17 protein-coding genes and 4 pseudogenes are annotated in these 15562 nt (G+C 35.5%); 2 read left to right on the top strand and 19 right to left on the bottom strand.

Annotated features, from left to right (window positions below; translation table 11 throughout):
* Positions 1 to 8: 8 nt before the first annotated feature.
* The 10 genes and pseudogenes from accB to spoIIIAA all read right to left on the bottom strand — a co-directional run bounded on the left by accB (position 9) and on the right by spoIIIAA (position 7141).
* Positions 9 to 518, bottom strand: coding sequence for an acetyl-CoA carboxylase biotin carboxyl carrier protein (gene accB / locus AC3G7N_RS07155; RefSeq protein WP_489421454.1), 510 nt, complete (start codon positions 516 to 518; stop codon positions 9 to 11).
* Between the two features lie 273 nt (positions 519 to 791).
* Positions 792 to 1664, bottom strand: a pseudogene (locus AC3G7N_RS07150) (RNA-guided endonuclease TnpB family protein).
* A 249-nt stretch (positions 1665 to 1913) separates the two neighbouring features.
* A complete protein-coding gene (locus AC3G7N_RS07145) occupies positions 1914 to 2468 on the bottom strand; it encodes a SpoIIIAH-like family protein (RefSeq protein ID WP_489421453.1) in 555 nt (184 codons plus the stop codon).
* Positions 2469 to 2481: 13 nt separating this feature from the next.
* Positions 2482 to 3123, bottom strand: a complete 642-nt coding sequence (gene spoIIIAG / locus AC3G7N_RS07140) for a stage III sporulation protein AG (protein WP_489421452.1) — start codon at positions 3121 to 3123, stop codon at positions 2482 to 2484.
* Complete coding sequence (gene spoIIIAF / locus AC3G7N_RS07135; RefSeq protein WP_489421451.1) at positions 3120 to 3740, bottom strand: stage III sporulation protein AF; 621 nt, start codon at positions 3738 to 3740, stop codon at positions 3120 to 3122. Before spoIIIAF ends, spoIIIAG begins: the two co-directional genes overlap by 4 nt.
* Before the next feature lie 10 nt (positions 3741 to 3750).
* Positions 3751 to 4923 carry a stage III sporulation protein AE gene (spoIIIAE, locus tag AC3G7N_RS07130; RefSeq protein ID WP_489421450.1) on the bottom strand — a complete coding sequence of 391 codons (1173 nt, stop codon included), beginning with the start codon at positions 4921 to 4923 and terminating at the stop codon, positions 3751 to 3753.
* A gap of 82 nt (positions 4924 to 5005) precedes the next feature.
* Positions 5006 to 5398: a stage III sporulation protein AD gene (spoIIIAD, locus tag AC3G7N_RS07125; RefSeq protein ID WP_489421449.1), complete on the bottom strand. Its 393-nt coding sequence runs from the start codon at positions 5396 to 5398 to the stop codon at positions 5006 to 5008.
* Positions 5399 to 5403: 5 nt separating this feature from the next.
* Positions 5404 to 5610 carry a stage III sporulation protein AC gene (gene spoIIIAC, locus AC3G7N_RS07120; protein WP_489421448.1) on the bottom strand — a complete coding sequence of 69 codons (207 nt, stop codon included), beginning with the start codon at positions 5608 to 5610 and terminating at the stop codon, positions 5404 to 5406.
* A gap of 96 nt (positions 5611 to 5706) precedes the next feature.
* Positions 5707 to 6219: a stage III sporulation protein SpoIIIAB gene (gene spoIIIAB, locus AC3G7N_RS07115; RefSeq protein WP_489421447.1), complete on the bottom strand. Its 513-nt coding sequence runs from the start codon at positions 6217 to 6219 to the stop codon at positions 5707 to 5709.
* The gene (gene spoIIIAA / locus AC3G7N_RS07110) at positions 6164 to 7141 is read right to left on the bottom strand and encodes a stage III sporulation protein AA (RefSeq protein WP_489421446.1); all 978 of its coding nucleotides are present in this window, start codon (positions 7139 to 7141) and stop codon (positions 6164 to 6166) included. Before spoIIIAA ends, spoIIIAB begins: the two co-directional genes overlap by 56 nt.
* A 172-nt stretch (positions 7142 to 7313) precedes the next feature.
* On the opposite strand from spoIIIAA, the gene AC3G7N_RS07105 reads away from it, so the two are divergent.
* A complete protein-coding gene (locus AC3G7N_RS07105) occupies positions 7314 to 7904 on the top strand; it encodes a hypothetical protein (RefSeq protein WP_489421445.1) in 591 nt (196 codons plus the stop codon).
* A gap of 42 nt (positions 7905 to 7946) precedes the next feature.
* Here AC3G7N_RS07105 and efp read toward each other — a convergent pair whose 3' ends face one another.
* The 4 genes from efp to AC3G7N_RS07085 all read right to left on the bottom strand — a co-directional run bounded on the left by efp (position 7947) and on the right by AC3G7N_RS07085 (position 10674).
* On the bottom strand, positions 7947 to 8513 hold the full coding sequence (gene efp, locus AC3G7N_RS07100; RefSeq protein ID WP_489421444.1) for an elongation factor P: 567 nt from the start codon (positions 8511 to 8513) through the stop codon (positions 7947 to 7949).
* Positions 8514 to 8542: 29 nt separating this feature from the next.
* On the bottom strand, positions 8543 to 9604 hold the full coding sequence (locus tag AC3G7N_RS07095) for a M24 family metallopeptidase (protein WP_489421443.1): 1062 nt from the start codon (positions 9602 to 9604) through the stop codon (positions 8543 to 8545).
* Between the two features lie 15 nt (positions 9605 to 9619).
* Positions 9620 to 10051, bottom strand: a complete 432-nt coding sequence (gene aroQ, locus AC3G7N_RS07090) for a type II 3-dehydroquinate dehydratase (RefSeq protein ID WP_489421442.1) — start codon at positions 10049 to 10051, stop codon at positions 9620 to 9622.
* A gap of 107 nt (positions 10052 to 10158) precedes the next feature.
* Entirely contained in the window at positions 10159 to 10674 is a 516-nt protein-coding gene (locus tag AC3G7N_RS07085) for a YqhR family membrane protein (protein WP_489421441.1), read from the bottom strand.
* A 388-nt stretch (positions 10675 to 11062) separates the two neighbouring features.
* Here AC3G7N_RS07085 and AC3G7N_RS07080 point away from each other — a divergent pair, with 388 nt between their 5' ends.
* Positions 11063 to 11437, top strand: coding sequence for an SA1362 family protein (locus tag AC3G7N_RS07080; RefSeq protein WP_489421440.1), 375 nt, complete (start codon positions 11063 to 11065; stop codon positions 11435 to 11437).
* Positions 11438 to 11465: 28 nt separating this feature from the next.
* On the opposite strand, the gene AC3G7N_RS07075 is transcribed toward AC3G7N_RS07080, so the two are convergent.
* From AC3G7N_RS07075 to AC3G7N_RS07055, 5 genes and pseudogenes are all read right to left on the bottom strand, one after another.
* Entirely contained in the window at positions 11466 to 12353 is an 888-nt protein-coding gene (locus AC3G7N_RS07075) for a patatin-like phospholipase family protein (protein ID WP_489421439.1), read from the bottom strand.
* A gap of 78 nt (positions 12354 to 12431) precedes the next feature.
* Positions 12432 to 12845, bottom strand: a complete 414-nt coding sequence (gene mntR / locus AC3G7N_RS07070; protein ID WP_489421438.1) for a transcriptional regulator MntR — start codon at positions 12843 to 12845, stop codon at positions 12432 to 12434.
* 144 nt (positions 12846 to 12989) lie between these two features.
* Positions 12990 to 13598 (bottom strand): annotated as a pseudogene (locus AC3G7N_RS07065) (ribonucleotide reductase barrel domain-containing protein); the annotation flags it as partial.
* Between the two features lie 285 nt (positions 13599 to 13883).
* Positions 13884 to 14399, bottom strand: a pseudogene (locus AC3G7N_RS07060) (ribonucleotide reductase barrel domain-containing protein); the annotation flags it as partial.
* Between the two features lie 250 nt (positions 14400 to 14649).
* A pseudogene (locus AC3G7N_RS07055) lies at positions 14650 to 15291 on the bottom strand (ribonucleotide reductase barrel domain-containing protein); the annotation flags it as partial.
* Positions 15292 to 15562 lie beyond the last annotated feature (271 nt).

The following is a 15562-nucleotide window of genomic DNA, read 5'->3' as shown; positions in this document are numbered from 1 at the left end:
CCATCCCCTTATTTAGCCTTTACTCTAAATAGTGGTTGACCATATTCAACTAATTCTCCATCTTCCACTAAAATCTCTACTATTTCTCCTGCTACTTCTGCTTCAATTTCGTTAAATAGTTTCATTGCTTCTACAATGCAAACCACTGTATCATTCGTTACTTTACTTCCAGTTTGTACATATGGGTCACTTTCTGGTGTTTCAGCGCTGTATAATGTTCCTACCATCGGTGATACAATTTCATAATCGAAATCTGTATCAGCTTTTTGATTAGCAGTGTTCTCTAAATTAGGAGCAGATACTTCTGTATGTTCTACCTTTTCAGTAGACTTACTTTCTTCCTGTACGTGTTTAGGTTGTTCCGTTTTTTCAACTACTTGTTTTGGTGTTTGAACTACTTCTCCATCAGAAGCTTTTTTCATTGAAACCTTTGCACCATCTAATTCATAGGTGAATTCATTAATAGAAGATTGATCAATTAGTTTTATTATTTCGCGGATTTCTTGTACTTTTAACATGCTGGCACTCCTTCTTCTCATTTAAAAAATACGAACAGGTACTAATAACTCCTTTTAACATTTTACGCTAAACCTTATAAAAACTTCAACCCATTACCGAAATCATTCTAAATATAATAAGAAACCGGTATCATAAGTTTTATTATATCAATGATAGTAATTGTTTGCGAATAGTTTAAAATTACTATTTCAACCACCCATCACTTATACATCTTACGATTTGATGGAAGTGGGGGATTCCTAAGAACACCAGTGTAATTACCAGTTCTTTTATTAGGCTATCCCCGCAGTTCCTGCGGTTAATCGCAACGCTACGTTACGAATATTGATACTTGCTTTCCAATCTCGATCGTGATGTGCGTGACATATTGGACAATCCCATTTACGCAATGCAAGATTCTTAACGTCTCTTTGTTTTGGTAGCCACAACTTGAACATAATTGACTGGAAGGAAAGTTTTCGCTACTGCGGCAACCTTCTTGCCATACCAATTTGCTTTATATTCAAGGAAGGTACGGAATTGTGACCAACTTATATGGAAGTGCTTCCGATTTTGGTATACCGTTTGATCCGAAAGAATAGCAAATTCTTTCAATCCGACATCGATCCCTACGGATGAACCCGTTTTAGGCAGTTTATGTACTTCTATCTCAACCATAACCGAAGCAAAATAGGTGCCACTTGCATGTCGTCTAACCGTCACACTAATCAGTCGACCTTCTACTTCTCGACTTTTCGCAAAACGAACGAATCCAAGTTTGGTAATTTGATTTCGTTGCCGACAATAGCAATATTTCCATTTGGGTATTTGGTCGTATAGGATTGAACATTATTCTTTTTCGATTTAAAACGTGGCGCTTTATTTTGCTTGCTAAAAAATCGAGTGTAGGGATCTGCAGGTTTTTAATGAAGATTGAATGGCAATACTATCTACTTCTTTCGGCCAGACGTGTTCTCTTTTAAGTAAGGTAATTGCTTCGAACACGTATTGTATGTTAATCCTTTTCCCGTTTCGTTATAGGTGGAATTCCACTTCGCTAAAAAATAGTTAAAAACAAATCGAGCACACCCAATTGTTTTGGCAACCAGCATTTCTTGTTCTTTATTTGGATAGATTCGAAGTTTATAGGCTTTGTGGACCGCCATCATCTCACCCCTATGAAAAGAACGTTCGTTCCTATTATACCACAATTTAAGGAAATGGAAATACAAAAATATTTATTTGATCGGACAATTAAGGTAGTTATAGCTATCCCTTGTACGAAGGCAATTCATCCCCACCCTACTCATTGGGCTAAAGCCCTTTGCATTCCTTGAGGATGGAGTCTTCTTGCTAAAAACGATAAAAAATGACCCCAGCTAACTGGAGTCATTTACTCGGGTGATTACTAACTTTTAATTAGTTTTTGGCTGCAGATAAACATTTACTGGCATTTCACCAAATTCATCTTTCGCCATTTGCATAATTTGGACTACCTCTTCTTTAGTTAAATCAGCTGCTTTTACATTGACTTGAATTTGTTCTTGATCTGATCTAACTAATACATCCTGGTACTCGGTTGTTGCTAAAATTGATTCTTCTAAAACGGTTTCTTTTGTTGATAATTGATCCAAAACATCCATTTCAGTCAATGCCTCATTTTTTTGTTCTGTCGTGGCAGAACTTGAAGCTATAACATCATCTAGTCGATCTTTTATCTCACTACGTGTATCCTGTATTTCCATACGAATTGTTGTGAATAATTCATCTTGTCCAACATTTGAAATCTCATCTACTTCTGCTTCACTTTCTGCACCCTCAGATTCAGTAGTTACTACTTCATCAGTTTGTGTAAGTCCGTCATCGATAAAAGCTTGATCCCCCATATCTGGTGATGTCATGTAGTAAACACTTAAAACAATCATCAAGCTGAGCATTGTTAATAACCATACAGTTTGTTTTTTTAACATAATTTAATCTCCCCTAACTTTTTGACATTACTGAAACTCTATGAGTTGGAACATCTAACACTTTTGAAACAGCTTCAACCACCCATTTTTTTACCGTTGCATGGTCAACACCTTTTGCTATAACAAAAACCCCTCTGACTTCAGGCTTTTTTGTTTGTATTAAAAGGGGTACTTCTTTGTCACCCTGTCTCACCAAGACTACTTGTGATTCCTTTGTATAGTCTTCAATTACACGCGTACCACCGTTCTTGTCTGATTCATCAGTAGTTTGCTTACTGGTAATAAGATTTTTCTCATAAACCTTTACCTTTGTTGAATCAAGATTTACCATGATTTCAACTTCAGAAACTCCATTGATTTTCTCTAGTAGATCTTTTAATTCTTTTTCGTAACTTGCTTCTAAATCATTTGCATTCGCAGCTGTAGATTTCTTGTCACTTGAAACAGGCTTCGTTTCTTGTTGCTTTACAACTGGGTCACCCACCGATTGACTTTGATTAGATTCTGGTGACGAATTGGAAAAGACACTTCCTATGATGAGTAATAATAATCCAGTGATCCCAATCAGAATTAAATATTTATTCTTTTTAGTTGGAACCCTATTTGTTGTTTTCCCATCTGGAGTTGGAAAAATTTTTTTAATGAACTCTTTCAAAATGTCCCCCCTTTCCAAATGACAGTTATTTCTTTATTTTCGACTTCCCATATGTCTCGTAAAAGGTTTTCAATTCTTTCTAAATCTGGGCCATCCTTCTTACTTTTTGGAGTGTCTGTGCTGATAATCACTTCATCTACAATGTTTACATCCTCCTCACTTTCTTCTGCATGGTTTATATAAACAATGACTTCCTCTAAATCCTCATACGTTGGAGTCTTTTCTGATGTAAATGAAAATTCAATGTTTGTTATATCTGCTTGATAGGATTCTAGTAAAGGGGTCTTAGCAAGATCTATTAGTTGGACAGCCATTTGTTCTTCAATATATGCATGTTGTTCGCCTTGTATTTCACTTTTTTGAAATTCTATTAAACTTTCCATGTCTTTTTCATTTTCATTATAGCTCTCAAGTCTTTCATACGAGGCAGTCAAAGCATCTTCAACATTTATATCAAATAAATAAAAAATAGGTTTCAAAAAAATTAATATCAAAATTAACGCAACCACTAATTTTATATATTTTTTCATGGATGTGGCTGGAATGAGTAATTCAACAATGGTTGCAAGTAGCATAAATATAATTATTTGCGTGATCCAATGTATGATGGCATCCATGTCAGCCCTCCTACCTAAGCATTAACGTAATATTTCCAGCAACTACTAGGATGACAATTGCAAGAAAGAACATAAGTGTAACTGCAATTAACGAAGCTAAAATATACATGATATGCTTACTTATCACATTTAAGCTCGAAATTATCGGCCCATCCCCTAATGGCTGCAATACAGCTGCCGCTAACTTATAGATGAATGCGATTGCAAATATTTTAAGTGCAGGAAATAATGCGATCAGCACGATACAAATGAGACCAACAATTCCAACTGAATTTTTTAGTAATAAAGATGCACTTAAAATGGTATCGGCCGCATCCGTAAACGTTCTACCTACAATTGGAATAAAATTCCCTGTGATAAATTTTGCTGTTTTCATTGCCACTCCATCTTGAATTGCACTGGCAGCACCTTGAACAGATAAAACACCTAGGAATATGGTTAAAAAAACACCCAAAACACCTAAACTAATTGATTTTAGTAAACTAGCTAAATGTGTGACCTGGTAACTATCAGTTAAACTGCTAACGATTAACAATAATGCTGACAAAAATAATAATGGTAAAATGAAATTAGAGACTAACACTCCACTAGCAAAAATTAAAAAAATGATAATCGGATGAAAAAAAGATACGGTAATGAGACTTCCAAATGTTGCCATCAAGCCTAAAATTAAAGGCAAGAGAGCAATCAAAAAACTACTCATGGCATCAATGGCATCTTTTGTATAGGAAAATACTAAATAAAAACTATTTAACGCGATAAACAACAAAACAAGATAAACTGCAAAATAAGCTATTTTGCTGACCATACTGCGTTCGAAGGCTGTATGCATCGTTTGTAATAAAACGGAAAAGAGCGTTAGCATCAGCAAGAGTCCTAAAAGTTTTCCGTTCACTATAATTTCATGAAACAAATATTCAACCAGGCCTAAAAGAGTGTTCTTTACAGAAAAAGTTCCGTTGTTCTTAATGAATTCATAAAGACTTGATTTTTCTAATGCTGGTATATATCCACCATAATTACCGATTAGTTTATTCCAATGCTGCTGTATGTTATCGAGTGACACATTATTTAATACATCTGTTTCTATTTCAGTAATAGAAGTGGAGGCAGACGCTGTATTTGCTAAAGATAAAACTATAAAAACAGCTAAAATAATTACAATAAAGTTAGAACATCTCATCCATCTATTACTACTCCCTTCATTACCTTCGTCAAACCCCAGCACCCATTAACTAGTAACCGGACATTTAAGCTTTTTATTGTTAACCCACAGGTAGAAAGTTTAATATTGCTTCTATTACAGCTGAAATGATAGGAACCGCTAATAATAAAATAAATACTTTACCAGCTAGTTCAATCTTTGAGGCTATAGATGATAGGCCAGCATCTCTGGTAATATTTGCGCCTATCTCAGCGATATATGCAATGCCTATTATTTTAAGTATTGTCTCCATATAGATACCATTAATAGAAGCCTTTTCTCCAAGTGACTCAATTAATTTGAGAACAGCACCAATCTGAGTAATAACTACAGATAATATAATTATTCCGGTTAATATGATTAATAGATAGGCAATAGAGGCATGCTGATCCTTTAAAATAATAAATAATAGGCTTGAAATGACTCCTAAAGTAACAATTTGTAATATATCCATTGAATCTATCCTTGAAAGAGGAACACGGATTTGATCTGTTGGAATAGATCTGCTAAACCATTTACAACCATCATGAGAACAATGATGAAACCAACCAATGTAGCAAATTGAGCGATTTCTTCTTTTCCCATTTGCTTTAAAATGGTGTGTATTAAGGCGACTATAATTCCGATTCCAGCTATTTGAAATAATATGGATGCATCCGTAAGCATTGATGTGCCCCTTTCCTTTTCTAGGATAGCTCCAGCGCATATTGCGTAGTGCCTTCCAGGTCATGCGGCAATACCGGGCGCTTGCGCTTTTTGTTACTAAATGAGTAAAAGGACAATAAATAAACCACACAAAACACCTAAACTTTTGGCCATTTTACTATATTTAAACTCATTATCCCGTGCCTCTTCTAGTTCTCGATCTAAATGATGTACGGCTAATTGAATATGCTTTTGCTGTTGACTAAAATCGTGTTGCCCAAGTGTTCTTCCAAATTGTTTTAGAATTTCCTTTTCATTTTTACCTATTGCAGAAGTTTGATTTAGTTCATCTACATGCTGACTCCAAGTACTATACAAATCAGTTTTTTTTTCATCTAAATTAGATGCTAGATTCTGAAAAAAAGATTTTGTAGGATCCGGCAATTGTTTGGCAATACTTTCAAATGCCTCTTTAAGTGGCAACTGACTATATAAAATTTCTGCTTCTAAAATTTGTAATGCATTTTTAAGTTGTCTAATGAGTTTGGGTCTTTCCCGAAATTTGTTGCTAATGTCAAATCCTATCCATGTTGTGGTACCGATGAATAGAAGTGCCCCTATCCACACCATGATTCAAACCCCTCTTTTTTTGTAATAGGTTGATACCGTCTTCATCGTAAATAGCATGGACAAAGCCTGGCTGTTGGTGTTTTTCTAAGAGAACAAATCGTTTAAAAACATTTTGTTGAAATAACGTTTGCATGGATGGACGTTTTTTTATTTCTTCAAGTGTTTGTCCATGTACAGAACAAATCACAAAAACTCCTGCAAGAATAGCTTCCATTAAAGCCTGTACATCTTTTTTACTACCAATCTCATCGACTACTAATACATCTGGTGACATGGAACGAATCATCATCATCATTCCTTCAGCTTTTGGACAAGCATCCATCACATCTGTCCTTATTCCTACATTATGTTGTGGTACACCCTTTATAGAACCTCCTATTTCTGAACGTTCATCGATTACGGCCACCTTTTTAGCAGGAATCTCCTTCCACCCAGTCGCAATCAAACGTACGATATCACGGATCAATGTTGTTTTACCTGTTTGAGGAGGGCCAATGAAAAGTGTATTCATGTATTTCTCTTTATAAAGATAAGGAATTATTGGCGAAGCTACATTTATTTTTTGTTTGGCGATTCTTATATTGAAGAATGTAATGTGTTGAATAGCCTTGACTGCTCCACCTAATGTGTTTACTTTTCCAGCAAGTCCAACTCGATGCCCACCTTCAATCGTAATATAACCTTCCCTGAGCTCATCTTCCATTCGGTATAAGGAAAAGTTACTTAGCTGGTTCAACACAAAAATCCCATCTCGGCTTTCCGGTTTTACTGGATAGATCCAATCAATTTTTGAATCATAGATTAGTTCAATTGGTTGGTTTAGACGAAAGCGAATTTCTTGTAACTCACTCCATCGATCCTGCACTTTTCGCTGAATAGCATCTTTTATGTATTCAGGAAATAATCGTAATATTTCGTCCATAAATTAATCACCTTACTATCGTTTATAGCATTTATATGCTCCAAAATGGTAGATATGACATTTTAGGTGCATGAAAGGAAACTATTATTAGATTCGTATTTATCAGAATTGCATTATATGTTAAACTATGTTTATAAGTTATATGTACAAGCTTAGTTTAGTAGGAGGTATTATGAGAAATTTCAAAAATGCAATAACACTATTATTACTCGCAATTTTAGTTGTTGGGTGTAGTCCAACTTCTGATTCAACTGATTCTGAAGCTTCATCAAAGTCTAAGTCTGATGATAAAGATCCATTACAAAGTTTATTTGCGGATAATCCAACAGTAAAAGAAAAGTGGATGAACTTACCGGAAGAATTTCAGACAAAAGTTATTGTGCCGCAATTAAATACCATTCCATTTGCAGTCGATTCTGTACAAGTGTTTACGATGGCTACAGGTATTTTACCGCCTGGTGTTAAAACCAATTTTGATATTATTTATAAATCAAAAAATAGTTTTCCTAGAATTCACATTACAGCTTTTGATGTAAATGAACAAAAAGTGACATACGGAGACTATACGGATAAAGTAAAATTAGAAAACAACGTTGAGGGATACTATACCGAACAGGAAAAGGGGAAAAAGATTAGTTGGTTAAGCGATGATGAAACGATTCATTACTTTGTGAAGTATAAAGAAGGAAAGAATAAAGAAGTTACGCTCACTAAGGATGAACTATTAAAAATAGCAAATTCCATGATCCAACAAACAAAATAAGGTAAATATATAAAAAGAGCAGACCAGTTGGACTGCTCTTTACTATTTACTAGTTGCCCTTGATACATATTTTCCATCAGAAGTACTGATAACTAAAACCTCACCAGTATTAATGAAAAATGGTACCTGTACCGTAATTCCTGTTTCAAGTGTTGCAGACTTTGTGCCACCACTTGCTGTGTCACCTTTAATTCCAGGTTCTGTTTCTGTAACCTCTAATTCAACGTTGTTAGGAAGCTCAACACCTAAAATCTCTTCATCATGAGTAATGACAGAAACTTCCATATTTTCTTTAATAAACTTCAGCTGTTGTTCAATTTGCTTGGTTTGTAAATCAATTTGATCGTAGGTATTCGTGTCCATGAAAGTATGGGCATCACCTGATGCATAAAGATATTGCATTTTTCTATTTTCAATATGTGCTTTTCCAACCTTTTCTCCGCCACGAAATGTTTTTTCTTGAATATTCCCGTTACGCAAATTACGTAATTTCGAACGAACAAATGCTGCACCTTTTCCCGGTTTAACATGCTGAAAATCAATAACTTGCCAGAGATCGTTATCCACTTCGATTGTTAAACCTGTTTTAAAATCGTTAACTGAAATCATTCATTAAATCCTCCTCTTATACACTGTAACTATAACTGAATTAGTTCTTTAGAAGAATGTGTTAAACGCTCGTATCCTGATTCTGTCACTAGAACATCATCTTCTATACGACACCCACCGACATCCGGTATATAAATACCTGGTTCTACAGTTACGACCATTCCTGGTTCAAGTTTAGTCTCTGATTTAAATGATAGGCCAGGTCCTTCATGTACTTCAAGTCCTATACCATGTCCTGTTGAGTGACCAAAATATTTACCGTAACCTTTTTCATTTATATAATCGCGAGTTAATGCATCAGCTTCTACTCCAGTTATATTAGGCTTAATTCCTTCCACACCTTTTAATTGCGCAGTAAGAACGGTATCGTAAATTGCTTTTAATTCTTCACTTATCTCACCAACTGCCAATGTCCGTGTTGTATCTGAGCAATACCCTTTATAAAGTGCCCCATAATCCAATGTAACAAGTTCTCCACTTTCAATCTTTTTATCCGAAGCAACACCATGAGGGAGTGCTGAGCGATAGCCCGATGCTACTATAATATCGAAGCTCGATGAAGTAGCCCCTTGTTTACGCATGAAAAATTCTAGCTCATTTGAAACATCTATTTCTCGAACCCCTGGCTTGATGAATCCTTGAATATGTTCAAAAGCGTCATCCGCAATTTTGGCAGCTTCTTTTAGAATTGCAATCTCTTCACCAGATTTAATTAAGCGAAGTTTTTCAACAATACCACTCACGGGTACTAATTCTTTTTCTATTGTTTTTTTGTAAAGCTCATACGTTGCAAATGTCATATGATCTTTTTCGAAGCCAACACGTGAAACATCTAATTCGTTTAGTTGGTTACTTATTTCGTCAATGATGCCTTTTTTATGTTCAACAACCGTAAAAGCAGTCGCTTGTTCATTAGCTTGTTCAGTATATCTAAAGTCAGTGATAAAGCGAGTGTCATTCTGACTGATAATTGCTACACCAGCTGTTCCAGTAAAACCAGTTATGTATCTTCTATTATAAGGATTTGTAATAATAATCGCATCTAGGTGGCTAGTAGATAAAGCCACTTTTAGTTTTTTAATTTTTTCCATTTCTCCCATTCCTTTCTACTCTTTTTCTATGAATGCCCTTGCTGCTAATTTATAGCCCATTAATCCTAAACCGACAATTTGTCCGTAACATACAGGTGCTAGTATTGAATGATGCCTGAATTCTTCACGATTGTGCACATTTGAGATATGCACTTCAATAACAGGGGTTTTAATAGCCTTAATCGTATCGCGTAAGGCTATACTTGTATGCGTGTACGCCGCTGGGTTAAAAATTATTCCGTTAAATTTACCAGTAGCAGCCTGAAGTTTATCAATCAATTTTCCTTCATGGTTCGATTGAAAACATTCTAGTTCAAAACCGTTTTGCTTGGTGAGAAGCTCTAACGATTTTTCAATGTCCTCCAAAGAGAACTTACCGTATATGTCATTTTCGCGATTTCCTAACAAGTTTATGTTTGGACCATTTAATAATAATAGGCGTTTCATACGATTCATACCCCCTTACAGTCGTGATTTATCGGACTTTTTTAGTTTATCATAAACAGTCAGATATTAATAATCATAAAGAAAAAACAGCCTATTTTTCAGCTGTTTTATCCATTACTTTTTTCAGTTGACCGCCCACGTATTACTGTGTCACGATAATCGTATGAAATGGAATATCCTATAAAAGTTCCATATAAAATAAAAAGACATAATGTAGATACAATCGTATTTTTACCAAATTCACTTAATGGAGGTATGTTTGGAAAAATCGGTTGAAGTAAGTAAAATACTACTCCCCATAAGATAATACCAAACAACGTTCCAATCCACATTGAACGCATTTTTTTTAATAGACCATAGTATATTAAAGCAACTAAAATGGATATTACTCCTATTATGACAATCGAAATTAGATCACCTAACCATTCATGCGTCCATTTTGCATTCAACCAGGATCTTAGTATAAAAGATGTTGGTCCAACTTTCGTAAAAGAAAAATAATACATGATAAGCCCAAATGTACTCCAAATAAGTCCTCCAATGAAGCCAGTTAACAATGATCTAGCCAATAAGGAGTATGACTTTTCCTGTTTATTTTGTTCTAACTTTTCCTTTTTTCCCATAAACATGCACCTCCACCCATAGTATGACCAATTCCAATCAAACATATCATGTAAATTACCAGTAAAAAATTTAAAATTGATTAAGAAAGCTAGTGATTAAGAATGTTTTCTAGTAAAATAGAGGAAGATGGCTCTTTAAGACTTTTGAAAATATTTTTTCAAAAGAAAAGGTACTAGTATTGAATATTTTAAGCAAAAAAGGAAAGAATCTATTGTAGCAAGATTTTCTTTTTCACTCGCATTAGTTGCACCAACTATTGTTTAAATTGATATTGCTTTTCGTTCTTTTGTAAACATTTTAAAAAATGGTGCTATAAAACTGGTTATAAGTGGTATAAAGAATAATAAGTATGTAATTTGCCTGGTTGATTTGAAAGGAGGACGACTGATGTTTCGTAATAAATTTTCTGCATTTCTTTATATAATCTTAGGATTGGCTGCAATTGGCTTACTTACGCAGTTATTTACCAATACGGTTGATTTTCTATCGAATATAATGATTATGCTTGGAATTGGTCTAGCAATTTTTGCGGTTATCTATGTTTTCTTCTTCAGAAGAAGGGCATCATCGAATGATATGAAGAAATACAAAAGTGCGGTAAAACAATCGAAGTCAAAATATGCCCCCAAAAACTTTAGTACTATTTCCGATAGTCCAAAGAGAAAACAGTCATCACAAATAAAGAGAAAAACAAGTAAGCGTGCCACACATTTACGCGTAATTGATGGAAATAAACATAAACGAAAAAAACGAGCTTATTAATGGCTCGTTTTCTTCGTTTATACCTTTATTATGGCCAGCTTGTTAGAAATTCATTGGTATTTATTTCACCCAGTTCAATTAGACGCTCTTTTACATTATCCTCAATTTTAAAGTTGGTTGTTTCTACATGTTCAATCGGAATAAAAATTGTATTTTTTTGATGCGAAGTTGAGACATACCTTACATCATGGGCCTGTTTCATTGTCGTGAACATTGCCTGTGTCATATCAACAGCGTTTTTTATTTCCTTTGGATCTGTATTTTTTAGATCCCCACTCAGTTTCACACCTAAAACAGGACGCAAATTCCGTTCATTTGGCTTATCAAAAATCCATAATGGATAATTACTTAACAGTCCTCCGTCTACAACAATACTTTTCTTTTCTGTTTTTCCAAATATCTCCTTAGGCATAAAAAAATATGGGTAACCTGCACTCATTCTAATAGCTCTTGCAATTTCAAAATAATCAGGGTCAATGCCATATACTCGCTCTAAATCATCTGGAATGACTACTAGTTTTCCAAGTGAAAGATCACTAATGACAACTTTTAAATAACCTGGCTTTATATCACGAAACGTATAAACCTTTTTTTCAGCAAGTCGATTGTATATCCATTCTTCGAGTAGGTCTCCCTTATACAGTCCCATCTTATAGTGTAGATAAAACCATTTGCTTAATGGGAAAACCTTGCTTAATGTAGGAGGGTCGAGGAAGTCGCGCAGGTTTAAATTATTTATCGTTTCATCTAATTCATCCAGCGAATAATTAGCTGCTAGTAGTCCTGCGACAATCGCACCTGCGGAGGTTCCAGCAACACGCTCTATTACAAGGTTATTGGTTTTCATACTCTGTAATGCGCCTAAGAATGCAAAAGATTTTACGCCACCACCCGAAAACACAACATCAATTTTCATTGGTCATCCCCTTATGGTGCCTTTTTACATATTTAAGCATAAAGAATTTAAAATAGAACAATGGACAAATACATTTTTTTATTTTTCATGCTCCATCTTTCTCAAGTCCTCAATTCTTGTTTTATCTGATTTAAAATACTGCACTAACTCACCAATTCGATCAATTGAATGCCAACTGAGATGATGCTCTATTCCCTCAACATCTTCATAAATTTTATCCTCATCTACTCCAATTATTTCTAAGAATTGTTCCAAAAGTTCATGTCGAAATACAAGACGTTCTCCAATTTTCTTTCCTTTTGGGGTAAGAATAAACCCGCGATACTTTTCGTAATTTAAATAGTCGTCCTTGTCCAATTTTTGTACCATTTTTGTGACGGAGGAAGGGTGAACAGCTAACTGTTCAGCAATATCTGAAACCCGCGCATATCCTTTTGATTCCATTAAGTTATATATTTGTTCTATGTAGTCTTCCATACTCGGTGTAGGCATGTGAACTCCTCATTTCAGTGAATAATTTTTTAGCTTGTGCAACATTGTTTCTTATAAAAAGCATACATGAACAATTATTAGTAGACAAGTGATATAGAAACAAATGAAGAACTAGCTGATTTCAGCTAGTTCTTCATTGCTTGTTTATAAGCCACATTTCAATTGTGCACCACAGTTTGTACAGGTATTACATCCACCCATGTCTTCTACACTACCCTTACGACAGACAGGACATGTATCTCCAACTTCAGATCCAATTGTTACATTTGTCTTTTCTAATTCATGAACAGTATCTACCAACACTACTTTTGGTTTTGTTGGTGTGACAACAGTGTCAGTACTATTATCATCAAAGGAGTTTTCTTCTGCTTTAAGTGTTAATACTTGTGAATCACGGCTTCCATCTACGTAAACAGTTCCGCCCTTTGCTCCACCATTGTATAACCGACGATAAACATTCTCTACTTGATCAACGGTATATCCTCTAGGTGCGTTGACTGTTTTTGAAATAGAACTGTCCACCCAGCGTTGAATCACACATTGTGTATCAGCATGTGCTTCAGGAGCTAATTCCATTGCTGTAATAAACCACTTCGGTAAATTATCTGGATCTTGACCAGGATTATTTTCTAGATACTTTTCAACAATATCAGCTTTCACTTCAATAAACTTACCAAGTCTACCACTTCTATAATATGTGAATGAGAAATAAGGTTCTAATCCCGTTGAAACGCCAACCATTGTACCAGTACTCATTTTTGTTACTCCCTATTTTATTAATAGAGGGTGGGATTATCAGTACCCACTCCCCATGTCACCATGAGGATCAGACTATATCATCAACCATGTTTAATTCTATGGTTGCTCGGCGTGTAGTCGTTGAGGGGTCAGCCACGACTTCCCTGCGGATTGTCTCCACCTCTCGATTTTTACTCATTATTTGTGCTGGCAAAGCACGAGTACGAGAGGATACTGAGGGTTTCCCGCATATAGCTAAGTTTACGCTACGTCTTCACAGACGTAGGGGGCAATAACTTTACCCGTTGGTGCAACAGTTAAGAGATGAGAGTTACGAATACCATATTTCACGATATCTTCTCTTATATCTTCTGGCATTTGCTTCATATATCCTGTATTAATAAATGCCTTTCTGAGTGATCGAGTTTCTGTTTCAGATTCCCCAATAAGAAATGGAAAACTACCTTTTTCTTTCGCTAATTCAATTGATGTGCGATAGGCAGTCGTTGCAATAGTTTCAAATATTTGATCGACCAATTCGTTACCTTCTACTGAACCATATTCGGTTTCACAGTAAATCAATAAATCATGTAATCCCATCACACCAAGTCCAACTCGACGTTCGCCAAGAGCTTGTTTTTTATTTTCTGCTAAGAAATATGGTGTTGCATCGATCACGTTGTCTTGCATCCGTACACCAGTACGAACCGTTTCTGTAAGCTTTTCAAAGTTGATTGATTTTGTATCCCGATCAGCCATTTCTGCTAAATTTACAGCTGCTAGGTTACATACGGAATAAGGTGCCAGTGGTTGTTCCAATTGTTGTATTCTAGGCTCTTTATCCTAGACTTCTCCGCTTTTCAACGGAGTGTCGGACTATATCTTCACAAAATCTTGTGCCGGGCGCTCTTGGATACTTCATCACTGTTCTAGTGGTCTGCATCTAGTCTCTGAACGTTTATCGCATCCCTACGATATTTCGCTGCTGATTGGCATAGGAATATTTCCCTTAGCTTTCCAGCAATTCACCCGATGTTTTACGTGAGGCAAACTAAGCTATTTTACCACACGGATTAGTCGCTACAACTTGATCGCCATATGCCTTGGCATTTGTCTTCTCATTTGCATTGTCAATGAAGAAGATTCCTGGTTCTGCTGAATATGTCGCACAAACATTAATTAGATTCCATAGTTCTTTTGCTTTAATACGACGGTATACTCGCACTCCATAACCCATTTCTTCCCATTTACGGACATCACCGACTTCATGCCAATTCTCATTGTACTCCTTCATTTGCTCTTTGCTGTACTGTTCAACATCTGGAAAACGAAGATCATACATATCATCATTATCAATTGCTGCCATCAATTCTTTAGTTAAGCAAATCGAGATGTTTGCACCCGTAAGGAATTCTGCATTATGAACGGAATACGTTCCTCCAGTATTTAACTTTTCTTGTGCTTCCCTAATTGCTGCTTGTGTGAAGCCACCAAGTCCAGGTATGCTTTGATAGTTTACAATTCCCTGGTATAAATCTTTTTCCGTTTCAGTTAACGGAGTGAACTTAAGTTTTTCTTGTGCAAGCTGTTTAATTTGTTCATCCTCTGTGTTTTCGATTAGATAACGGAGAATTCTTGGATTCTGCATTTTAGAAATAATAAATTCGATAATGTCAGGGTGGGAATCTACTAACATTATCATTTGTGCCATTTTGTTACACTGATTCGTAAAATCAGTTCTCTAAGTCACCATAGAGTTCAGACCATATCTTACACTTATTAAGTGCCCCCGCACTTCGAAATCACTTGATTCCTACTCTACTCACTTCCGTCTTATAGACGTGCTTTCGATGGTCGTTGAACCTTCTCCTATACGGAGCTTGGCTGCTGATTGTCTTTATCCACCTATTGTTTTTAAGCATTCACGCTTACCGTTTCCAGTTACGTTGTAGCCAACATGTCATCAAAGAGTTTCCAGC

This window comes from Virgibacillus carmonensis (genome assembly GCF_057836705.1).
Note: the sequence above shows the minus strand (reverse complement) of the source record. Positions and strands in the feature narration are given on the sequence as shown.